Origin of the sequence: Pseudomonas sp. SL4(2022) (assembly GCF_026625725.1) — a bacterium.
In the GTDB taxonomy this organism is placed as follows: domain Bacteria; phylum Pseudomonadota; class Gammaproteobacteria; order Pseudomonadales; family Pseudomonadaceae; genus Aquipseudomonas.
The window spans coordinates 1,019,042-1,033,387 of the sequence record NZ_CP113060.1; the positions used below are offsets into that span (position 1 = coordinate 1,019,042).

A 14,346-nucleotide genomic window follows, 5' to 3' on the forward strand; every position below is an offset into this window, starting at 1 on the left:
CGCAGAATGCTTACATCTGCATTTGCAGGTAGTTCTCCAGCCCAATTCTGTCGATCAAGCCGAGCTGAACCTCCAGCCAGTAGGCGTGATCTTCTTCGGTGTCCTTGAGTTGCACCAGCAAGATGTCGCGGGTCTGGTAATCCTGATGCTGCTCGCACAAGGCGATGCCTTTGCTCAGGGCCGCGCGTACGTGATATTCCAGCGCGAGGTCAAGCTTGAGCATCTCCGGCACGCTCTGGCCGAAGCGGAAGCTGTCAGGAACCATGTCCGGCGTACCCTCGAGAAACAGAATGCGCTTGAGGATGGCATCGGCGTGCTGAGTTTCCTCTTCCATTTCATGGTTGATCCGTTCGTACAGCTTGCTGAAACCCCAATCCTCATACAGACGCGAATGCACGAAGTACTGATCACGAGCCGCCAGCTCACCTTTGAGCAGCACTTTCAGGTAATCGATAACTTCTATGTGGCCTTTCATGGGTATTTTCCTTAGCAAGCAGCGAACATGGACTAATGCTGGTAGCCCACAGCCTCCGGGTCAAGCCGAGCGTACCGGCGGTGTATGAAAACGTCAGCACGGGACTTATTCCAACCATAAAAAAACCGGGCAAGGCCCGGTTTTTTATACAACCTACGACTTACTCAGCGTCTACAGCTGCACCAGCGACCGGACGGTCAACCAGCTCAACATAAGCCATTGGAGCATTGTCGCCAGTGCGGAAACCGCACTTGAGGATACGCAGGTAACCGCCCTGACGGGTGGCGTAGCGCTTGCCCAGGTCGTTGAACAGCTTGCCGACGATGGCTTTCGAACGGGTACGATCGAAGGCCAGACGACGGTTGGCAACGCTGTCTTCTTTAGCCAGAGTAATCAGCGGCTCGGCAACGCGACGCAGCTCTTTGGCTTTCGGCAGAGTAGTTTTGATCAGCTCATGCTCGAACAGCGATACCGCCATGTTCTGGAACATGGCCTTGCGGTGTGCGCTGGTGCGGCTGAGGTGACGGCCACTTTTACGATGACGCATGGTTCAATTCCTTACCAAACTCACGTTCGGTGATGATGACGATCAGGCAGTCGCCTTATCGTCTTTCTTCAGACTTGCCGGCGGCCAGTTGTCGAGGCGCATACCGAGGGACAGACCGCGAGAGGCCAGAACATCCTTGATTTCAGTCAAGGATTTCTTGCCCAGGTTCGGGGTTTTCAACAGTTCTACTTCGGTGCGCTGAATCAGATCACCGATGTAGTAAATGTTCTCTGCCTTGAGGCAGTTAGCCGAACGCACAGTCAGTTCCAGGTCATCAACCGGACGGAGGAGAATCGGATCGATCTCATCTTCCTGCTCGATAACAACGGGCTCACTGTCACCTTTGAGGTCGACGAACGCAGCCAACTGCTGTTGCAGAATAGTTGCAGCGCGGCGAATAGCCTCTTCAGGATCCAGAGTACCGTTGGTCTCCAGGTCGATAACCAGTTTGTCCAGGTTGGTACGCTGCTCAACACGAGCGTTTTCCACCACATACGACACACGGCGTACCGGACTGAACGAAGCATCCAGCTGCAAGCGACCAATGCTGCGGCTTTCATCTTCATCGCTCTGACGAGCGTCAGCCGGCTCATAGCCGCGACCACGAGCTATGGTGAGCTTCATGTTCAGCGCGCCAGTGGAAGCCAGGTTGGCGATTACGTGGTCGCCATTGACGATTTCGACATCGTGATCCAGCTGAATATCGGCAGCGGTAACTACGCCCGAGCCCTTCTTCGCCAGAGTCAGAGTCACTTCGTCACGACCGTGCAGTTTGACAGCCAGACCTTTCAGGTTGAGCAGGATTTCTATGACGTCTTCCTGAACACCTTCGATGGCGGAGTACTCATGGAGTACACCGTCAATCTCGGCCTCGACTACTGCACAGCCAGGCATGGAGGACAACAAGATGCGACGCAGCGCGTTGCCCAGGGTATGGCCGAAACCACGCTCGAGAGGCTCGAGAGTGATCTTGGCGCGGGTCGAACTGACCACCTGCACATCAATGTGACGGGGGGTCAGGAACTCATTTACCGAAATCTGCATGGATGCACCTATTTTCTAGCCCTTACTTGGAGTAGAGCTCGACAATCAGGCTTTCGTTGATGTCAGCGGAGAGATCACTGCGCGCCGGGACGTTTTTAAACACGCCAGACTTCTTCTCAGTGTCTACATCTACCCATTCAACGCGGCCACGCTGGGCACACAGCTCAAGAGCTTGAACAATGCGCAGCTGATTCTTCGATTTCTCGCGAACTGCAACCACGTCACCAGCTTTAACCTGGTAGGACGGGACGTTAACAGTTTTACCGTTTACGCTGATCGACTTGTGCGATACCAGCTGACGGGACTCAGCGCGAGTAGCACCGAAACCCATGCGATAAACCACGTTATCCAGACGGCATTCGAGCAGTTGCAGCAGGTTCTCACCAGTAGCGCCTTTCTTGCCGGCAGCTTCTTTGTAATAACCGCTGAATTGACGCTCAAGCACACCGTAGATACGACGAACTTTTTGTTTCTCACGCAGCTGGGTGCCGTAGTCGGACTGACGGCCACGGCGCTGACCGTGAATACCTGGGGCTGCTTCGATGTTGCACTTCGATTCCAGAGCGCGTACACCGCTTTTCAGGAAAAGATCTGTGCCTTCACGACGAGACAGTTTGCACTTGGGACCAATGTAACGAGCCATTTCTCACTGTCTCCTGATTACACGCGACGCTTCTTCGAAGGACGGCACCCGTTATGCGGGATTGGCGTCACATCGGTGATGCTGGCGATCTTATAGCCACAGCCGTTCAAAGCACGGACAGCGGACTCACGACCCGGACCTGGACCCTTGACGTTAACGTCGAGGTTCTTCAGACCGTATTCCAGCGCAGCTTGACCAGCACGTTCTGCAGCCACCTGGGCAGCGAACGGGGTGCTTTTACGCGAACCGCGGAAACCCGAACCACCAGAGGTAGCCCAAGACAGAGCGTTGCCCTGACGGTCAGTAATGGTCACGATTGTGTTGTTGAAAGAAGCGTGGATGTGGGCGATGCCATCAACCACCGTCTTTTTGACTTTCTTACGAGTACGAGCAGCAGGTTTTGCCATGACTAGATTCCTGTCGATGCGCGAATGCGATTACTTGCGGATCGGCTTACGCGGGCCCTTACGGGTACGCGCGTTGGTCTTGGTACGCTGACCGCGAACCGGCAGACCACGACGATGACGCAGGCCGCGGTAGCAACCCAGGTCCATCAAGCGCTTGATTTTCATGTTCACTTCACGACGCAGGTCACCTTCGGTATTCACCTTGGCTACTTCGCCACGCAGCTGCTCGATCTGCTCGTCAGAGAGATCTTTGATTTTTGCTGCCGGGTTTACACCGGTAGCAGCACAGATTTTCTGTGCAGTAGTGCGACCAACACCATAGATGTAGGTCAGCGAGATAACAGTGTGCTTGTTATCCGGAATGTTAACGCCTGCAATACGGGCCATTCAGTGGAACTCCAATTGACAGCTACCTACGCCCCGGAAGCCAAGAAATAGGGCGCGAGATATTAACGCTGTAATAACAAATAATCAACCCGGCAGCGCACTAGCTGCCGGGCTTGTAACGCTCAATCACACTCAGCCTTGGCGCTGTTTGTGACGCGGTTCCGCGCTGCAAATTACCCGCACAACACCTTCACGGCGAATAATTTTGCAGTTACGGCACAGCTTTTTCACCGATGCACGAACTTTCATCACCAACTCCTCGAACCTTATGGACTTCAGCGCAGCATGCCGCTGCCGTAGCCCTTCAGGTTGGCTTTCTTCATCAGGGATTCGTACTGGTGCGACACGAGGTGCGATTGTACTTGCGACATAAAGTCCATAACAACCACAACCACGATCAGCAACGAGGTCCCGCCAAGGTAGAACGGTACGTTGGCAGCCACCACCAGGAACTGGGGCAACAAGCATACGGCCGTCATGTACAGAGCACCGAACATGGTCAAGCGGGTCAACACGCCATCGATATAGCGCGCCGATTGCTCACCGGGACGGATACCCGGAATAAAGGCACCGGACTTCTTCAGGTTTTCCGCTACGTCTTTCGGGTTAAACATCAGCGCTGTGTAAAAGAAGCAGAAGAAAACAATCCCCGCACTAAACAGCAAAATGTTCAACGGCTGACCAGGAGCGATAGCCTGTGAAATATCCTGCAGCCAGCCCATACCCTCGGACTGACCAAACCAGGCACCCAGCGAAGCCGGGAATAACAGAAGGCTGCTGGCGAAAATAGCCGGGATAACCCCCGCCATATTCACCTTCAACGGCAAGTGGCTGGTCTGCGCCGCGAAGACCTTACGGCCCTGCTGACGCTTGGCGTAGTGCACCGCAATGCGACGCTGACCACGCTCAATGAACACCACGAAACCGATAATCGCTACTGCCAGCAAACCGATGGCGATCAGGGCAAAGATATTGATATCACCCTGCCGAGCAGACTCGAAAGACTGCCCGATCGCCGACGGCAGACCGGCTACGATGCCTGCAAAGATCAGCATCGAAATACCGTTGCCAACACCACGCTCGGTGATTTGCTCGCCCAGCCACATCATGAACATTGCACCCGCCACAAAAGTGGTGATGGCAACGAAGTGGAAGCCGAAATCGACCGAAAACGCTACGCCTTGACCGGCCAGACCGACGGACATGCCGACAGCTTGGACAATAGCCAGGACGAGGGTGCCGTAGCGGGTGTACTGGCTAATCTTGCGACGGCCAGCTTCACCTTCCTTCTTCAACTGCTCCAGCTGCGGGCTGACAGCGGTCATGAGCTGCATGATGATCGAGGCCGAGATGTACGGCATGATCCCCAATGCAAAAATACTCATACGCTCCAGCGCGCCGCCGGAAAACATGTTGAACAAGCTAAGAATGGTCCCCTCATTCTGTCGAAACAGGTCCGCCAGCCGATCAGGGTTGATACCAGGAACTGGGATGTGTGCACCTATCCGATAGACGATGATCGCCATGAACAGAAAGCGCAAACGAGCCCAGAGCTCGGATAACCCGCCATTGCTGAGCGCTGAGAGAGCACCTTGCTTAGCCATTTATTCCTCGAACTTACCGCCAGCTGCTTCGATAGCCGCGCGCGCACCCTTGGTGGCGGCGATACCTTTAAGGGTGACTGCCTGAGTAACCTCACCGGACAGCATGACTTTCACGCGCTGTACGTTTTGATTGATCAGGTTGGCATCCTTCAGCGACTGCAGAGTAACAATGCCGCCTTCTACTTTATTCAGCTCGGACGTGCGCACTTCTGCGCGATCCATAGCCTTCAAAGAGACGAAGCCGAACTTAGGCAGACGGCGGTGCAGAGGCTGCTGGCCGCCTTCGAAACCCGGAGCAATAGTGCCACCGGAGCGCGAGGTTTGACCTTTGTGGCCACGGCCACCGGTCTTACCCAAACCGCTACCGATACCACGGCCCGGACGGTGCTTCTCGCGACGGGAACCCGGCGCAGGACTCAAATCGTTCAGGTACATGAATTAACCCTCGACTCGCAGCATGTAGTAAGCCTTATTGATCATCCCGCGATTCTCGGGAGTATCCAGCACTTCTACGGTGTGACCGATGCGACGCAGACCCAAACCCTTTACGCAGAGCTTGTGGTTAGGAATGCGGCCGGACATGCTTTTTACCAGCGTAACTTTTACGGTATTAGCCATGATTAGAGAATCTCCTCGACACTCTTGCCACGCTTAGCCGCAACAGAACTTGGCGACTGCATAGCTTTCAAACCTTTGAAAGTGGCATACACCACGTTCACCGGGTTAGTCGAGCCGTAGCACTTAGCCAGAACGTTTTGCACACCAGCCACTTCGAGAACAGCACGCATGGCGCCGCCAGCGATGATACCGGTACCTTCGGAAGCAGGCTGCATGTAAACCTTGGAAGCGCCATGGGCAGACTTCATGGCGTACTGAAGCGTAGTGCCGTTCAGATCCACTTGGATCATGTTGCGACGCGCAGCTTCCATCGCCTTCTGGATGGCAGCAGGCACTTCACGGGATTTGCCACGGCCGAAACCGACGCGACCCTTACCATCACCCACCACGGTCAACGCGGTGAAAGTGAAGATACGGCCACCCTTAACGGTCTTGGCAACGCGGTTAACCTGTACCAGCTTCTCGATATAGCCTTCGTCGCGCTTTTGGTCGTTATTTGCCATAACTTAGAACTCCAGCCCGCCTTCACGAGCAGCATCAGCCAGCGCCTTGACGCGGCCGTGGTACTTGAAGCCAGAACGGTCGAATGCAACCTGAGTTACACCAGCGGCTTTCGCACGCTCGGCAACCAGCTCGCCAACTTTCTTGGCCGCGTCAACGTTGCCAGTGGCGCCGTCACGCAGTGCTTTGTCCAAGGTAGAGGCGCTGGCCAGAACCTTGCTGCCGTCGGCCGAAATGACCTGGGCATAGATATGCTGCGAAGAGCGATACACGCACAGACGCACGGCTTCGAGCTCGTGCATTTTCAGGCGTGCTTTGCGAGCGCGACGCAGTCGAGTAACTTTTTTGTCGGTCATTTGCTATGCCCTACTTCTTCTTGGCTTCTTTACGGCGGACGACTTCGTCTGCGTAACGAACACCTTTGCCCTTGTAAGGTTCAGGACGACGGAAATCACGAATTTCCGCAGCGACCTGACCAACCAGTTGCTTGTCGACACCCTTGATCAGGATCTCGGTCTGGTTCGGGGTTTCAGCCACTACACCTTCCGGCAACTCATAGTCGATCGGATGGGAGAAGCCGAGAGCGAGGTTCAACACCTGACCTTTGGCTTGCGCTTTGTAACCAACACCAACCAGCTGCAGCTTACGCTCGAAGCCTGCGCTAACACCGATCACCATGTTGTTGACCAGAGCGCGAGTGGTACCGGCCATTGCGCGAGTCTGCTGATCACCATTGCGAGCAGCGAAACGCAGCTCACCGGCTTCTTGCAGGACTTCAACGGACGAGTGAACATTCAGTTCGAGAGTGCCCTTGGCACCCTTTACCGAAAGCTGTTGGCCGGTGAGTTTGACCTCAACGCCAGCTGGCAGCTTAACGGGGTTCTTAGCAACGCGAGACATGCTTATCCCCCCTTAGAACACTGTGCAAAGCACTTCGCCGCCGACACCGGCAGCGCGCGCAGCGCGGTCCGTCATCACACCCTTGTTGGTGGAGACGATGGATACACCGAGACCGCCACGAACTTTCGGCAGATCATCGACGGATTTGTATTGGCGAAGGCCTGGACGGCTCACGCGCTTAACTTCTTCGATAACCGGACGGCCTTCGAAGTACTTCAGCTCGATGGACAGCTGCGGCTTAACTTCACCGCTGATCTGATAACCCGCAATATAACCTTCGTCTTTCAAAACTTTGGCTACAGCCACCTTCAACGTGGAAGACGGCATGCTTACGACGGACTTTTCAGCCATCTGGGCATTACGGATACGAGTTAGCATGTCCGCTAACGGGTCCTGCATACTCATGGGCTAGACGCTCCTGATACAAAAAGAATTAGCCTTTCGGCTACAGTCGCTGAACAGGGTACAAACCCAGGCTCAGGCGAGCCGAGCATTCTAGAGACTGATCAAAAATGAATCAAGCCCCAAAGGGGCTTGATTCACAGATAAGACAAAGCCGGCACTAGGCCGGCTTTGTTTTTACCAGCTGGCTTTCACCAGACCTGGTACATCACCGCGCATTGCCGCTTCACGCAGCTTGATACGCGACAGGCCGAACTTGCGGAATACGCCGTGCGGACGACCAGTGATGCGGCAGCGATTGCGCAGGCGCGAAGCGCTTGCATCACGCGGCTGCTTCTGCAGTGCTACTTGAGCTTCCCAACGCGCTTCCGGACTGGTGTTCGGATTGGCGATGGTAGCTTTCAGCTCGGCACGCTTTTTAGCGTACTTGGCTACCGTTTGCTGACGCTTCAGCTCACGGTTTTTCATGCTGGTTTTGGCCATGATCCAACTCCAATCAGTTACGGAACGGGAATTTGAAAGCACGCAACAGCGCGCGGCCTTCATCATCGTTACGGGCAGTGGTAGTCAGGGTAATGTCCAGACCACGCAGGGCATCGATCTTGTCGTAGTCGATTTCCGGGAAGATGATCTGCTCTTTAACGCCCATGCTGTAATTGCCACGACCATCAAAGGACTTGGCATTCAGGCCGCGGAAGTCACGCACGCGCGGCAGGGAGATAGACAGCAGACGATCCAGGAACTCGTACATACGCTCACGGCGCAGAGTCACTTTTACGCCAATCGGCCAGCCCTCACGAACCTTGAAGCCTGCAATCGACTTACGGGCATAAGTCACAACGACTTTCTGACCGGTAATCTTTTCCAGGTCGGCAACAGCGTGCTCGATGACTTTTTTGTCACCGATCGCTTCGCCCAGGCCCATGTTCAGGGTGATCTTGGTGATGCGCGGAACTTCCATCACGTTGGCGAGCTTAAGTTCTTCCTTAAGCTTCGGCGCGATTTCTTTCCGGTAAATCTCTTTTAGTCGTGCCATGGTCTTCTACCTAGCAGTGTTCAAGCATCAACCGCTTTTTGGGTCGACTTGAAGACACGAATTTTTTTACCGTCTTCTACTTTGAAACCAACGCGATCAGCCTTGTTGGTTTCGCCATTGAAGATGGCCACGTTAGAAGCGTGCAGAGGCGCTTCTTTCTCGACGATACCGCCCTGAACGCCCGACATTGGGTTCGGCTTGGTATGGCGCTTCACCAGGTTGATCCCACCGACGACCAAACGGTCGTCAGCGAGAACCTTGAGCACCTTGCCACGCTTACCTTTGTCTTTACCGGCGATCACGATGATCTCGTCGTCACGACGAATCTTTTGCATGTCGGATCTCCTTAGAGCACTTCAGGTGCGAGCGAGACGATCTTCATGAACTTCTCAGAGCGAAGTTCACGAGTCACTGGCCCAAAAATACGGGTGCCGATCGGCTCTTGCTTGTTGTTCAGCAGAACAGCAGCGTTGCCATCAAAGCGGATGATCGAGCCATCAGGACGACGAACGCCGTGACGGGTGCGGACTACAACAGCAGTCATCACCTGGCCTTTCTTCACTTTGCCGCGCGGAATGGCTTCCTTAACGGTCACTTTGATGATGTCGCCGATGCCAGCGTAACGGCGATGCGAGCCGCCCAGCACCTTGATGCACATAACGCGACGAGCACCGCTGTTGTCAGCGACGTCGAGCATGGATTGAGTCTGAATCATATAATTTCTCCGACCCTTAGCCCTTAGACTTCCACTGCGCGTTCGAGGATCTCAACCAGCGCCCAAGACTTGGTCTTGGCAACGGGACGAGTTTCACGAATGGAAACTTTGTCGCCGATCTTGCTCTGATTGGTTTCGTCGTGCGCGTGCAGCTTGGTCGAACGCTTGACATATTTGCCGTAGATCGGGTGCTTAACGCGACGCTCGATCAATACGGTGATGGTCTTGTCCATCTTGTCGCTGACGACACGGCCGGTCAGCGTACGGACTGTTTTTTCGGCTTCAGCCATGATCACTTACCTGCCTGCTGGTTGAGCACAGTTTTCACACGAGCGATGTCGCGCTTAACTTGCGAGAGCAGGTGAGACTGCCCCAACTGGCCAGTTGCCTTCTGCATGCGCAGATTGAACTGGTCGCGCAGCAGGCCGAGCAGTTGCTCGTTCAGCTGCTGTGCTGATTTTTCACGAAGTTCATTCGCTTTCATCACATCACCGTCCGCTTAACAAAAGTGGTGGCGAGTGGCAGCTTTGCAGCAGCCAGGGCGAAAGCCTCACGCGCCAACTCTTCGGAAACGCCTTCGATCTCATACAGGACTTTGCCTGGCTGGATCTGGGCTACCCAATACTCAACGCTACCCTTACCTTTACCCATCCGCACTTCGAGAGGCTTCTTGGAGATCGGCTTGTCCGGGAAAACGCGAATCCAGATTTTCCCGCCACGCTTAACGTGACGAGTCAGAGCACGACGAGCGGACTCAATCTGACGGGCGGTGAGACGGCCGCGGGCAACAGACTTCAGTGCGAATTCGCCGAAGCTGACTTTGCTACCGCGCTGAGCCAGACCACGGTTGTGGCCGGTCATCTGCTTACGGAACTTCGTACGCTTTGGTTGCAACATTTGGCGTACCCCTTACTTAGCAGCTTTTTTACGAGGCGCAGGTGCTTGTGGTTTCAGTTCTTCTTTAAGGCCACCAATTACTTCGCCTTTGAAGATCCAAACCTTGACACCGATCACACCGTAAGTGGTGTGCGCTTCGTACGTGGCATAGTCGATATCGGCACGCAGGGTGTGCAACGGCACACGACCTTCGCGATACCATTCGGTACGTGCAATTTCAGCACCACCGAGACGACCGCTCACTTGGATTTTGATGCCTTTGGCACCAATACGCATGGCGTTTTGTACAGCGCGCTTCATGGCGCGACGGAACATCACGCGACGCTCCAGCTGCTGAGCTACGCTCTGCGCAACCAGCATACCGTCGAGCTCCGGCTTACGGATCTCTTCGATATTGATGTGCACAGGCACACCCATTTGCTTGGTCAGGTCCTGACGCAGCTTCTCAACATCTTCACCTTTCTTCCCGATAACGATACCTGGACGAGCAGTGTGGATGGTGATGCGTGCAGTTTGAGCCGGACGAGCAATGTCGATACGGCTTACGGACGCGCTTTTTAGTTTGTCTTGGAGATACTCACGCACCTTCAGATCAGCGAACAAATAGTCCGCATAAGTCCGACCGTCTGCGTACCAGACGGAGGTGTGCTCCTTGACGATTCCCAGGCGAATGCCAATGGGATGTACTTTCTGACCCATCTGATCGACTCCGTTACTTGTCCGCAACCTTGACAGTGATATGGCAAGACCGCTTGACGATGCGATCAGCGCGGCCTTTGGCACGCGGCATGATGCGCTTCAGCGAACGCCCTTCGTTGACGAAAACGGTGCTGACCTTCAGGTCATCAACGTCTGCGCCTTCGTTGTGCTCGGCGTTGGCTACAGCCGACTCCAGCACTTTTTTCATGATTTCCGCGGCTTTCTTACTGCTAAAAGCCAGCAGGTTGAGCGCTTCGCCCACCTTCTTCCCGCGGATCTGGTCGGCGACCAAGCGGGCTTTCTGGGCGGAGATTCGAGCGCCCGACAACTTAGCGGCTACTTCCATTTCCTTACCCCTTAACGCTTGGCTTTCTTGTCAGCCACGTGCCCACGATAGGTACGAGTGCCGGCAAATTCGCCCAGTTTGTGACCGACCATGTCTTCGTTCACCAGAACTGGGACATGTTGACGACCGTTATGTACAGCTATGGTCAAACCGACCATTTGCGGCAGGATCATGGAACGGCGCGACCAGGTTTTCACTGGCTTGCGATCGTTCTTTTCCACCGCCACTTCGATCTTCTTCAGTAGGTGAAGATCAATAAAAGGACCTTTTTTCAGAGAACGTGGCACTGTCGTATCCCTCTATTTACTTGCGACGACGGACGATCATGTTGTCGGTGCGTTTGTTACCACGAGTCTTCGCGCCCTTCGTCGGGAAGCCCCATGGAGACACCGGATGACGACCACCAGAGGTACGACCTTCACCACCACCGTGTGGGTGATCAACCGGGTTCATGGCAACACCACGAACGGTTGGGCGAACGCCACGCCAGCGCTTGGCACCAGCTTTACCCAGCGAACGCAGGCTGTGCTCGGAGTTCGAGACTTCGCCCAGGGTCGCACGGCACTCAGCCAGGACTTTACGCATTTCACCGGAACGCAGACGCAGGGTCACGTAGACACCCTCACGCGCAATCAGCTGAGCCGAAGCACCAGCGGAACGAGCGATCTGAGCACCTTTACCCGGCTTCAGTTCGATACCGTGAACAGTGCTACCAACTGGAATATTACGCAGTTGCAGGCTGTTGCCCGGCTTAATCGGAGCCATGATGCCAGCTACCAGCTGATCGCCAGCGCTCACGCCTTTAGGGGCGATGATGTAGCGACGCTCGCCGTCTGCATACATCAACAGAGCGATGTGTGCGGTACGGTTCGGATCGTATTCAATACGCTCAACAGTGGCTGGAATGCCATCTTTGTCGTTGCGACGGAAATCGACCAGACGGTAATGCTGCTTGTGGCCACCACCGATATGACGGGTGGTAATACGACCATTGTTGTTACGACCGCCAGTCTTCGACTTCTTCTCGAGCAGCGGAGCGTAAGGAGCGCCTTTGTGCAGCTCCTGATTGACCACCTTGACCACAAAACGGCGGCCAGCGGAAGTCGGTTTGCATTTAACGATTGCCATGATGCACCCCTTCCTTACTCAGCACTGCTGGCGAAATCGAGATCTTGGCCCGGCTGAAGCGAAATGATCGCTTTCTTCCAGTCGTTACGCTTGCCCAGACCGCGAGCATTGCGCTTGGTCTTACCGAGAACATTCACGGTATTGACTGCAGCAACATTCACGTTGAACAGGCTTTCGACGGCCTTCTTGATTTCCAGCTTGGTTGCATCGGTTGCAACCTTGAAAACGAACTGACTTTTCTTGTCAGCGAGAACAGTGGCCTTCTCGGAGATGTGCGGGCCAAGCAGCACTTTAAATACGCGTTCCTGGTTCATCCCAGCAGCTCCTCGAATTTCTTCACGGCAGAAACGGTGACCAGCACCTTTTCGTACGCGATCAGACTGACCGGGTCGGAACCTTGCACGTCACGGACATCAACGTGTGGCAGGTTGCGCGCAGCCAGGTACAGATTCTCATCAATGGCATCGGACACGATCAGCACATCGGTCAGACCCATGCCATTCAACTTGCCCAACAGTTCTTTGGTCTTCGGCGCTTCAACACTGAAGTCTTCGACGACAATCAGACGATCAGTACGAACCAGCTCAGCAAGAATCGAACGCAATGCAGCGCGATACATTTTCTTGTTCAGCTTTTGATCGTGATTCTGCGGACGAGCAGCGAAAGTTACACCACCGCCACGCCAGATCGGACCACGAGTGGTACCTGCACGAGCCCGACCGGTACCTTTCTGACGCCAAGGGCGCTTACCGCCACCGGATACGTCGGAACGAGTCTTCTGCTGCTTGCTGCCTTGACGGCCGCCGGCCATGTAGGCCACAACTGCTTGGTGAACCAGGGTCTCGTTGTATGCGCCGCCAAAAGTGGCTTCGGATACTTCGATTGCTTGAGCGCCATTTACATTTAATTGCATGTCAGCTTCCCCTTAACCGCGAGCCTTGGCCGCTGGACGTACAACCAGGTTGCCGCCAGTAGCGCCAGGAACAGCACCCTTGACCAGCAACAGATTGCGTTCAGCGTCAACCCGCACTACTTCCAGGGACTGCACGGTCACGCGCTCAGCGCCCATATGACCGGACATTTTTTTGCCCTTGAATACGCGACCCGGAGTCTGGCACTGGCCAATGGAACCCGGAACACGGTGGGACACGGAGTTACCGTGAGTGTTGTCTTGGCCGCGGAAGTTCCAACGCTTGATGGTACCGGCAAAGCCTTTACCCTTGGACTGACCAGTCACATCGACCAGTTGACCAGCTTGGAATATTTCAGCGTTGATCAGATCACCAGCCTGGTACTCACCTTCTTCAAGACGGAATTCCAGAACCGTACGACCTGCCGCGACATTCGCCTTAGCGAAGTGACCGGCTTGCGCCTTGCTGACACGTGAAGCACGACGCTCGCCGACAGTGACTTGCACTGCACGATAGCCATCGGACTCTTCAGTTTTGAACTGAGTGACACGATTCGGCTCGATCTCAATGACCGTAACCGGAATGGAGACACCTTCTTCGGTGAAAATACGGGTCATACCCGCCTTTCGACCGACTACACCAATAGTCATGTTGTAACCTCATGAGTGTACGGGGCTTTCACCCGCTATGGCCGCCCATTTCAGAGCGTTACACGACTAAAACCTAAAGCGGTCTTAGCCGAGGCTGATCTGCACTTCCACACCAGCCGCAAGATCAAGCTTCATCAGCGCGTCAACGGTTTTATCCGTTGGCTGGACGATGTCCAGAACACGCTTATGAGTACGGATCTCGAACTGATCACGCGCGTCTTTGTTGACGTGAGGCGAGGTCAGCACGGTGAACCGCTCTTTGCGGGTAGGCAGAGGAATAGGACCACGCACCTGAGCACCAGTACGTTTCGCGGTTTCCACGATTTCCTGGGTTGATTGATCGATCAGGCGATGGTCAAAAGCCTTCAACCGAATACGGATTTGTTGGTTTTGCATTTTGACCTCAGATTCCAAGCTGCTATTCCCAACGGACGCA

At 54.7% G+C, this 14,346-nt stretch carries 29 protein-coding genes; all 29 read right to left on the bottom strand.

Annotation, left to right across the window (positions count from 1 at the left end; all coding sequences use genetic code 11):
* Positions 1-10: 10 nt before the first annotated feature.
* On the bottom strand, positions 11-475 hold the full coding sequence (bfr, locus tag OU997_RS04735; RefSeq protein ID WP_267809284.1) for a bacterioferritin: 465 nt from the start codon (positions 473-475) through the stop codon (positions 11-13).
* Between the two features lie 160 nt (positions 476-635).
* Entirely contained in the window at positions 636-1,022 is a 387-nt protein-coding gene (gene rplQ / locus OU997_RS04740) for a 50S ribosomal protein L17 (RefSeq protein WP_069519894.1), read from the bottom strand.
* 42 nt (positions 1,023-1,064) lie between these two features.
* Positions 1,065-2,066 carry a DNA-directed RNA polymerase subunit alpha gene (locus tag OU997_RS04745; protein WP_090255780.1) on the bottom strand — a complete coding sequence of 334 codons (1,002 nt, stop codon included), beginning with the start codon at positions 2,064-2,066 and terminating at the stop codon, positions 1,065-1,067.
* Positions 2,067-2,088: 22 nt separating this feature from the next.
* Complete coding sequence (gene rpsD, locus OU997_RS04750; RefSeq protein ID WP_108487737.1) at positions 2,089-2,709, bottom strand: 30S ribosomal protein S4; 621 nt, start codon at positions 2,707-2,709, stop codon at positions 2,089-2,091.
* Positions 2,710-2,726: 17 nt separating this feature from the next.
* A complete protein-coding gene (rpsK, locus tag OU997_RS04755) occupies positions 2,727-3,116 on the bottom strand; it encodes a 30S ribosomal protein S11 (protein WP_013789773.1) in 390 nt (129 codons plus the stop codon).
* A gap of 30 nt (positions 3,117-3,146) precedes the next feature.
* Positions 3,147-3,503, bottom strand: a complete 357-nt coding sequence (gene rpsM / locus OU997_RS04760; RefSeq protein ID WP_058070007.1) for a 30S ribosomal protein S13 — start codon at positions 3,501-3,503, stop codon at positions 3,147-3,149.
* Positions 3,504-3,635: 132 nt separating this feature from the next.
* A complete protein-coding gene (rpmJ, locus tag OU997_RS04765; protein WP_002555468.1) occupies positions 3,636-3,752 on the bottom strand; it encodes a 50S ribosomal protein L36 in 117 nt (38 codons plus the stop codon).
* A gap of 26 nt (positions 3,753-3,778) precedes the next feature.
* Complete coding sequence (gene secY / locus OU997_RS04770) at positions 3,779-5,107, bottom strand: preprotein translocase subunit SecY (protein ID WP_267809285.1); 1,329 nt, start codon at positions 5,105-5,107, stop codon at positions 3,779-3,781.
* Positions 5,108-5,542 (bottom strand): 50S ribosomal protein L15, encoded by a 435-nt coding sequence (gene rplO, locus OU997_RS04775; protein WP_108487733.1) that lies wholly within the window; start codon positions 5,540-5,542, stop codon positions 5,108-5,110.
* A 3-nt stretch (positions 5,543-5,545) separates the two neighbouring features.
* The gene (gene rpmD, locus OU997_RS04780) at positions 5,546-5,725 is read right to left on the bottom strand and encodes a 50S ribosomal protein L30 (protein WP_108487731.1); all 180 of its coding nucleotides are present in this window, start codon (positions 5,723-5,725) and stop codon (positions 5,546-5,548) included.
* 2 nt (positions 5,726-5,727) lie between these two features.
* The gene (gene rpsE / locus OU997_RS04785) at positions 5,728-6,228 is read right to left on the bottom strand and encodes a 30S ribosomal protein S5 (RefSeq protein WP_108487729.1); all 501 of its coding nucleotides are present in this window, start codon (positions 6,226-6,228) and stop codon (positions 5,728-5,730) included.
* Positions 6,229-6,231: 3 nt separating this feature from the next.
* Entirely contained in the window at positions 6,232-6,582 is a 351-nt protein-coding gene (rplR, locus tag OU997_RS04790) for a 50S ribosomal protein L18 (protein ID WP_003293038.1), read from the bottom strand.
* A gap of 10 nt (positions 6,583-6,592) precedes the next feature.
* Complete coding sequence (gene rplF, locus OU997_RS04795; RefSeq protein WP_108487727.1) at positions 6,593-7,126, bottom strand: 50S ribosomal protein L6; 534 nt, start codon at positions 7,124-7,126, stop codon at positions 6,593-6,595.
* A 12-nt stretch (positions 7,127-7,138) separates the two neighbouring features.
* Positions 7,139-7,531: a 30S ribosomal protein S8 gene (gene rpsH / locus OU997_RS04800; protein WP_069519903.1), complete on the bottom strand. Its 393-nt coding sequence runs from the start codon at positions 7,529-7,531 to the stop codon at positions 7,139-7,141.
* A 174-nt stretch (positions 7,532-7,705) separates the two neighbouring features.
* Positions 7,706-8,011, bottom strand: coding sequence for a 30S ribosomal protein S14 (rpsN, locus tag OU997_RS04805; RefSeq protein ID WP_090444975.1), 306 nt, complete (start codon positions 8,009-8,011; stop codon positions 7,706-7,708).
* Positions 8,012-8,024: 13 nt separating this feature from the next.
* A complete protein-coding gene (rplE, locus tag OU997_RS04810; protein ID WP_108487726.1) occupies positions 8,025-8,564 on the bottom strand; it encodes a 50S ribosomal protein L5 in 540 nt (179 codons plus the stop codon).
* A gap of 20 nt (positions 8,565-8,584) precedes the next feature.
* Positions 8,585-8,899 carry a 50S ribosomal protein L24 gene (rplX, locus tag OU997_RS04815; protein WP_009397501.1) on the bottom strand — a complete coding sequence of 105 codons (315 nt, stop codon included), beginning with the start codon at positions 8,897-8,899 and terminating at the stop codon, positions 8,585-8,587.
* Between the two features lie 11 nt (positions 8,900-8,910).
* Positions 8,911-9,279, bottom strand: a complete 369-nt coding sequence (gene rplN, locus OU997_RS04820) for a 50S ribosomal protein L14 (RefSeq protein ID WP_003289207.1) — start codon at positions 9,277-9,279, stop codon at positions 8,911-8,913.
* A gap of 23 nt (positions 9,280-9,302) precedes the next feature.
* Positions 9,303-9,569 carry a 30S ribosomal protein S17 gene (gene rpsQ, locus OU997_RS04825; RefSeq protein ID WP_090243097.1) on the bottom strand — a complete coding sequence of 89 codons (267 nt, stop codon included), beginning with the start codon at positions 9,567-9,569 and terminating at the stop codon, positions 9,303-9,305.
* A 2-nt stretch (positions 9,570-9,571) separates the two neighbouring features.
* Positions 9,572-9,763 carry a 50S ribosomal protein L29 gene (gene rpmC, locus OU997_RS04830; protein WP_002555481.1) on the bottom strand — a complete coding sequence of 64 codons (192 nt, stop codon included), beginning with the start codon at positions 9,761-9,763 and terminating at the stop codon, positions 9,572-9,574.
* Positions 9,763-10,176, bottom strand: coding sequence for a 50S ribosomal protein L16 (gene rplP, locus OU997_RS04835; protein WP_090255798.1), 414 nt, complete (start codon positions 10,174-10,176; stop codon positions 9,763-9,765). Before rplP ends, rpmC begins: the two co-directional genes overlap by 1 nt.
* Before the next feature lie 12 nt (positions 10,177-10,188).
* Positions 10,189-10,875: a 30S ribosomal protein S3 gene (rpsC, locus tag OU997_RS04840; RefSeq protein WP_108487724.1), complete on the bottom strand. Its 687-nt coding sequence runs from the start codon at positions 10,873-10,875 to the stop codon at positions 10,189-10,191.
* Between the two features lie 13 nt (positions 10,876-10,888).
* On the bottom strand, positions 10,889-11,221 hold the full coding sequence (gene rplV, locus OU997_RS04845) for a 50S ribosomal protein L22 (protein ID WP_003103908.1): 333 nt from the start codon (positions 11,219-11,221) through the stop codon (positions 10,889-10,891).
* A gap of 11 nt (positions 11,222-11,232) precedes the next feature.
* The gene (gene rpsS / locus OU997_RS04850; RefSeq protein ID WP_010486981.1) at positions 11,233-11,508 is read right to left on the bottom strand and encodes a 30S ribosomal protein S19; all 276 of its coding nucleotides are present in this window, start codon (positions 11,506-11,508) and stop codon (positions 11,233-11,235) included.
* A gap of 16 nt (positions 11,509-11,524) precedes the next feature.
* The gene (rplB, locus tag OU997_RS04855; protein WP_069519908.1) at positions 11,525-12,349 is read right to left on the bottom strand and encodes a 50S ribosomal protein L2; all 825 of its coding nucleotides are present in this window, start codon (positions 12,347-12,349) and stop codon (positions 11,525-11,527) included.
* 14 nt (positions 12,350-12,363) lie between these two features.
* Positions 12,364-12,663, bottom strand: coding sequence for a 50S ribosomal protein L23 (gene rplW, locus OU997_RS04860; RefSeq protein ID WP_090255803.1), 300 nt, complete (start codon positions 12,661-12,663; stop codon positions 12,364-12,366).
* Entirely contained in the window at positions 12,660-13,262 is a 603-nt protein-coding gene (gene rplD, locus OU997_RS04865; protein ID WP_090255805.1) for a 50S ribosomal protein L4, read from the bottom strand. Before rplD ends, rplW begins: the two co-directional genes overlap by 4 nt.
* 12 nt (positions 13,263-13,274) lie before the next feature.
* Positions 13,275-13,910, bottom strand: coding sequence for a 50S ribosomal protein L3 (gene rplC / locus OU997_RS04870; protein WP_108487722.1), 636 nt, complete (start codon positions 13,908-13,910; stop codon positions 13,275-13,277).
* 84 nt (positions 13,911-13,994) lie between these two features.
* Positions 13,995-14,306, bottom strand: coding sequence for a 30S ribosomal protein S10 (rpsJ, locus tag OU997_RS04875; protein WP_010486970.1), 312 nt, complete (start codon positions 14,304-14,306; stop codon positions 13,995-13,997).
* Positions 14,307-14,346: the final 40 nt, after the last annotated feature.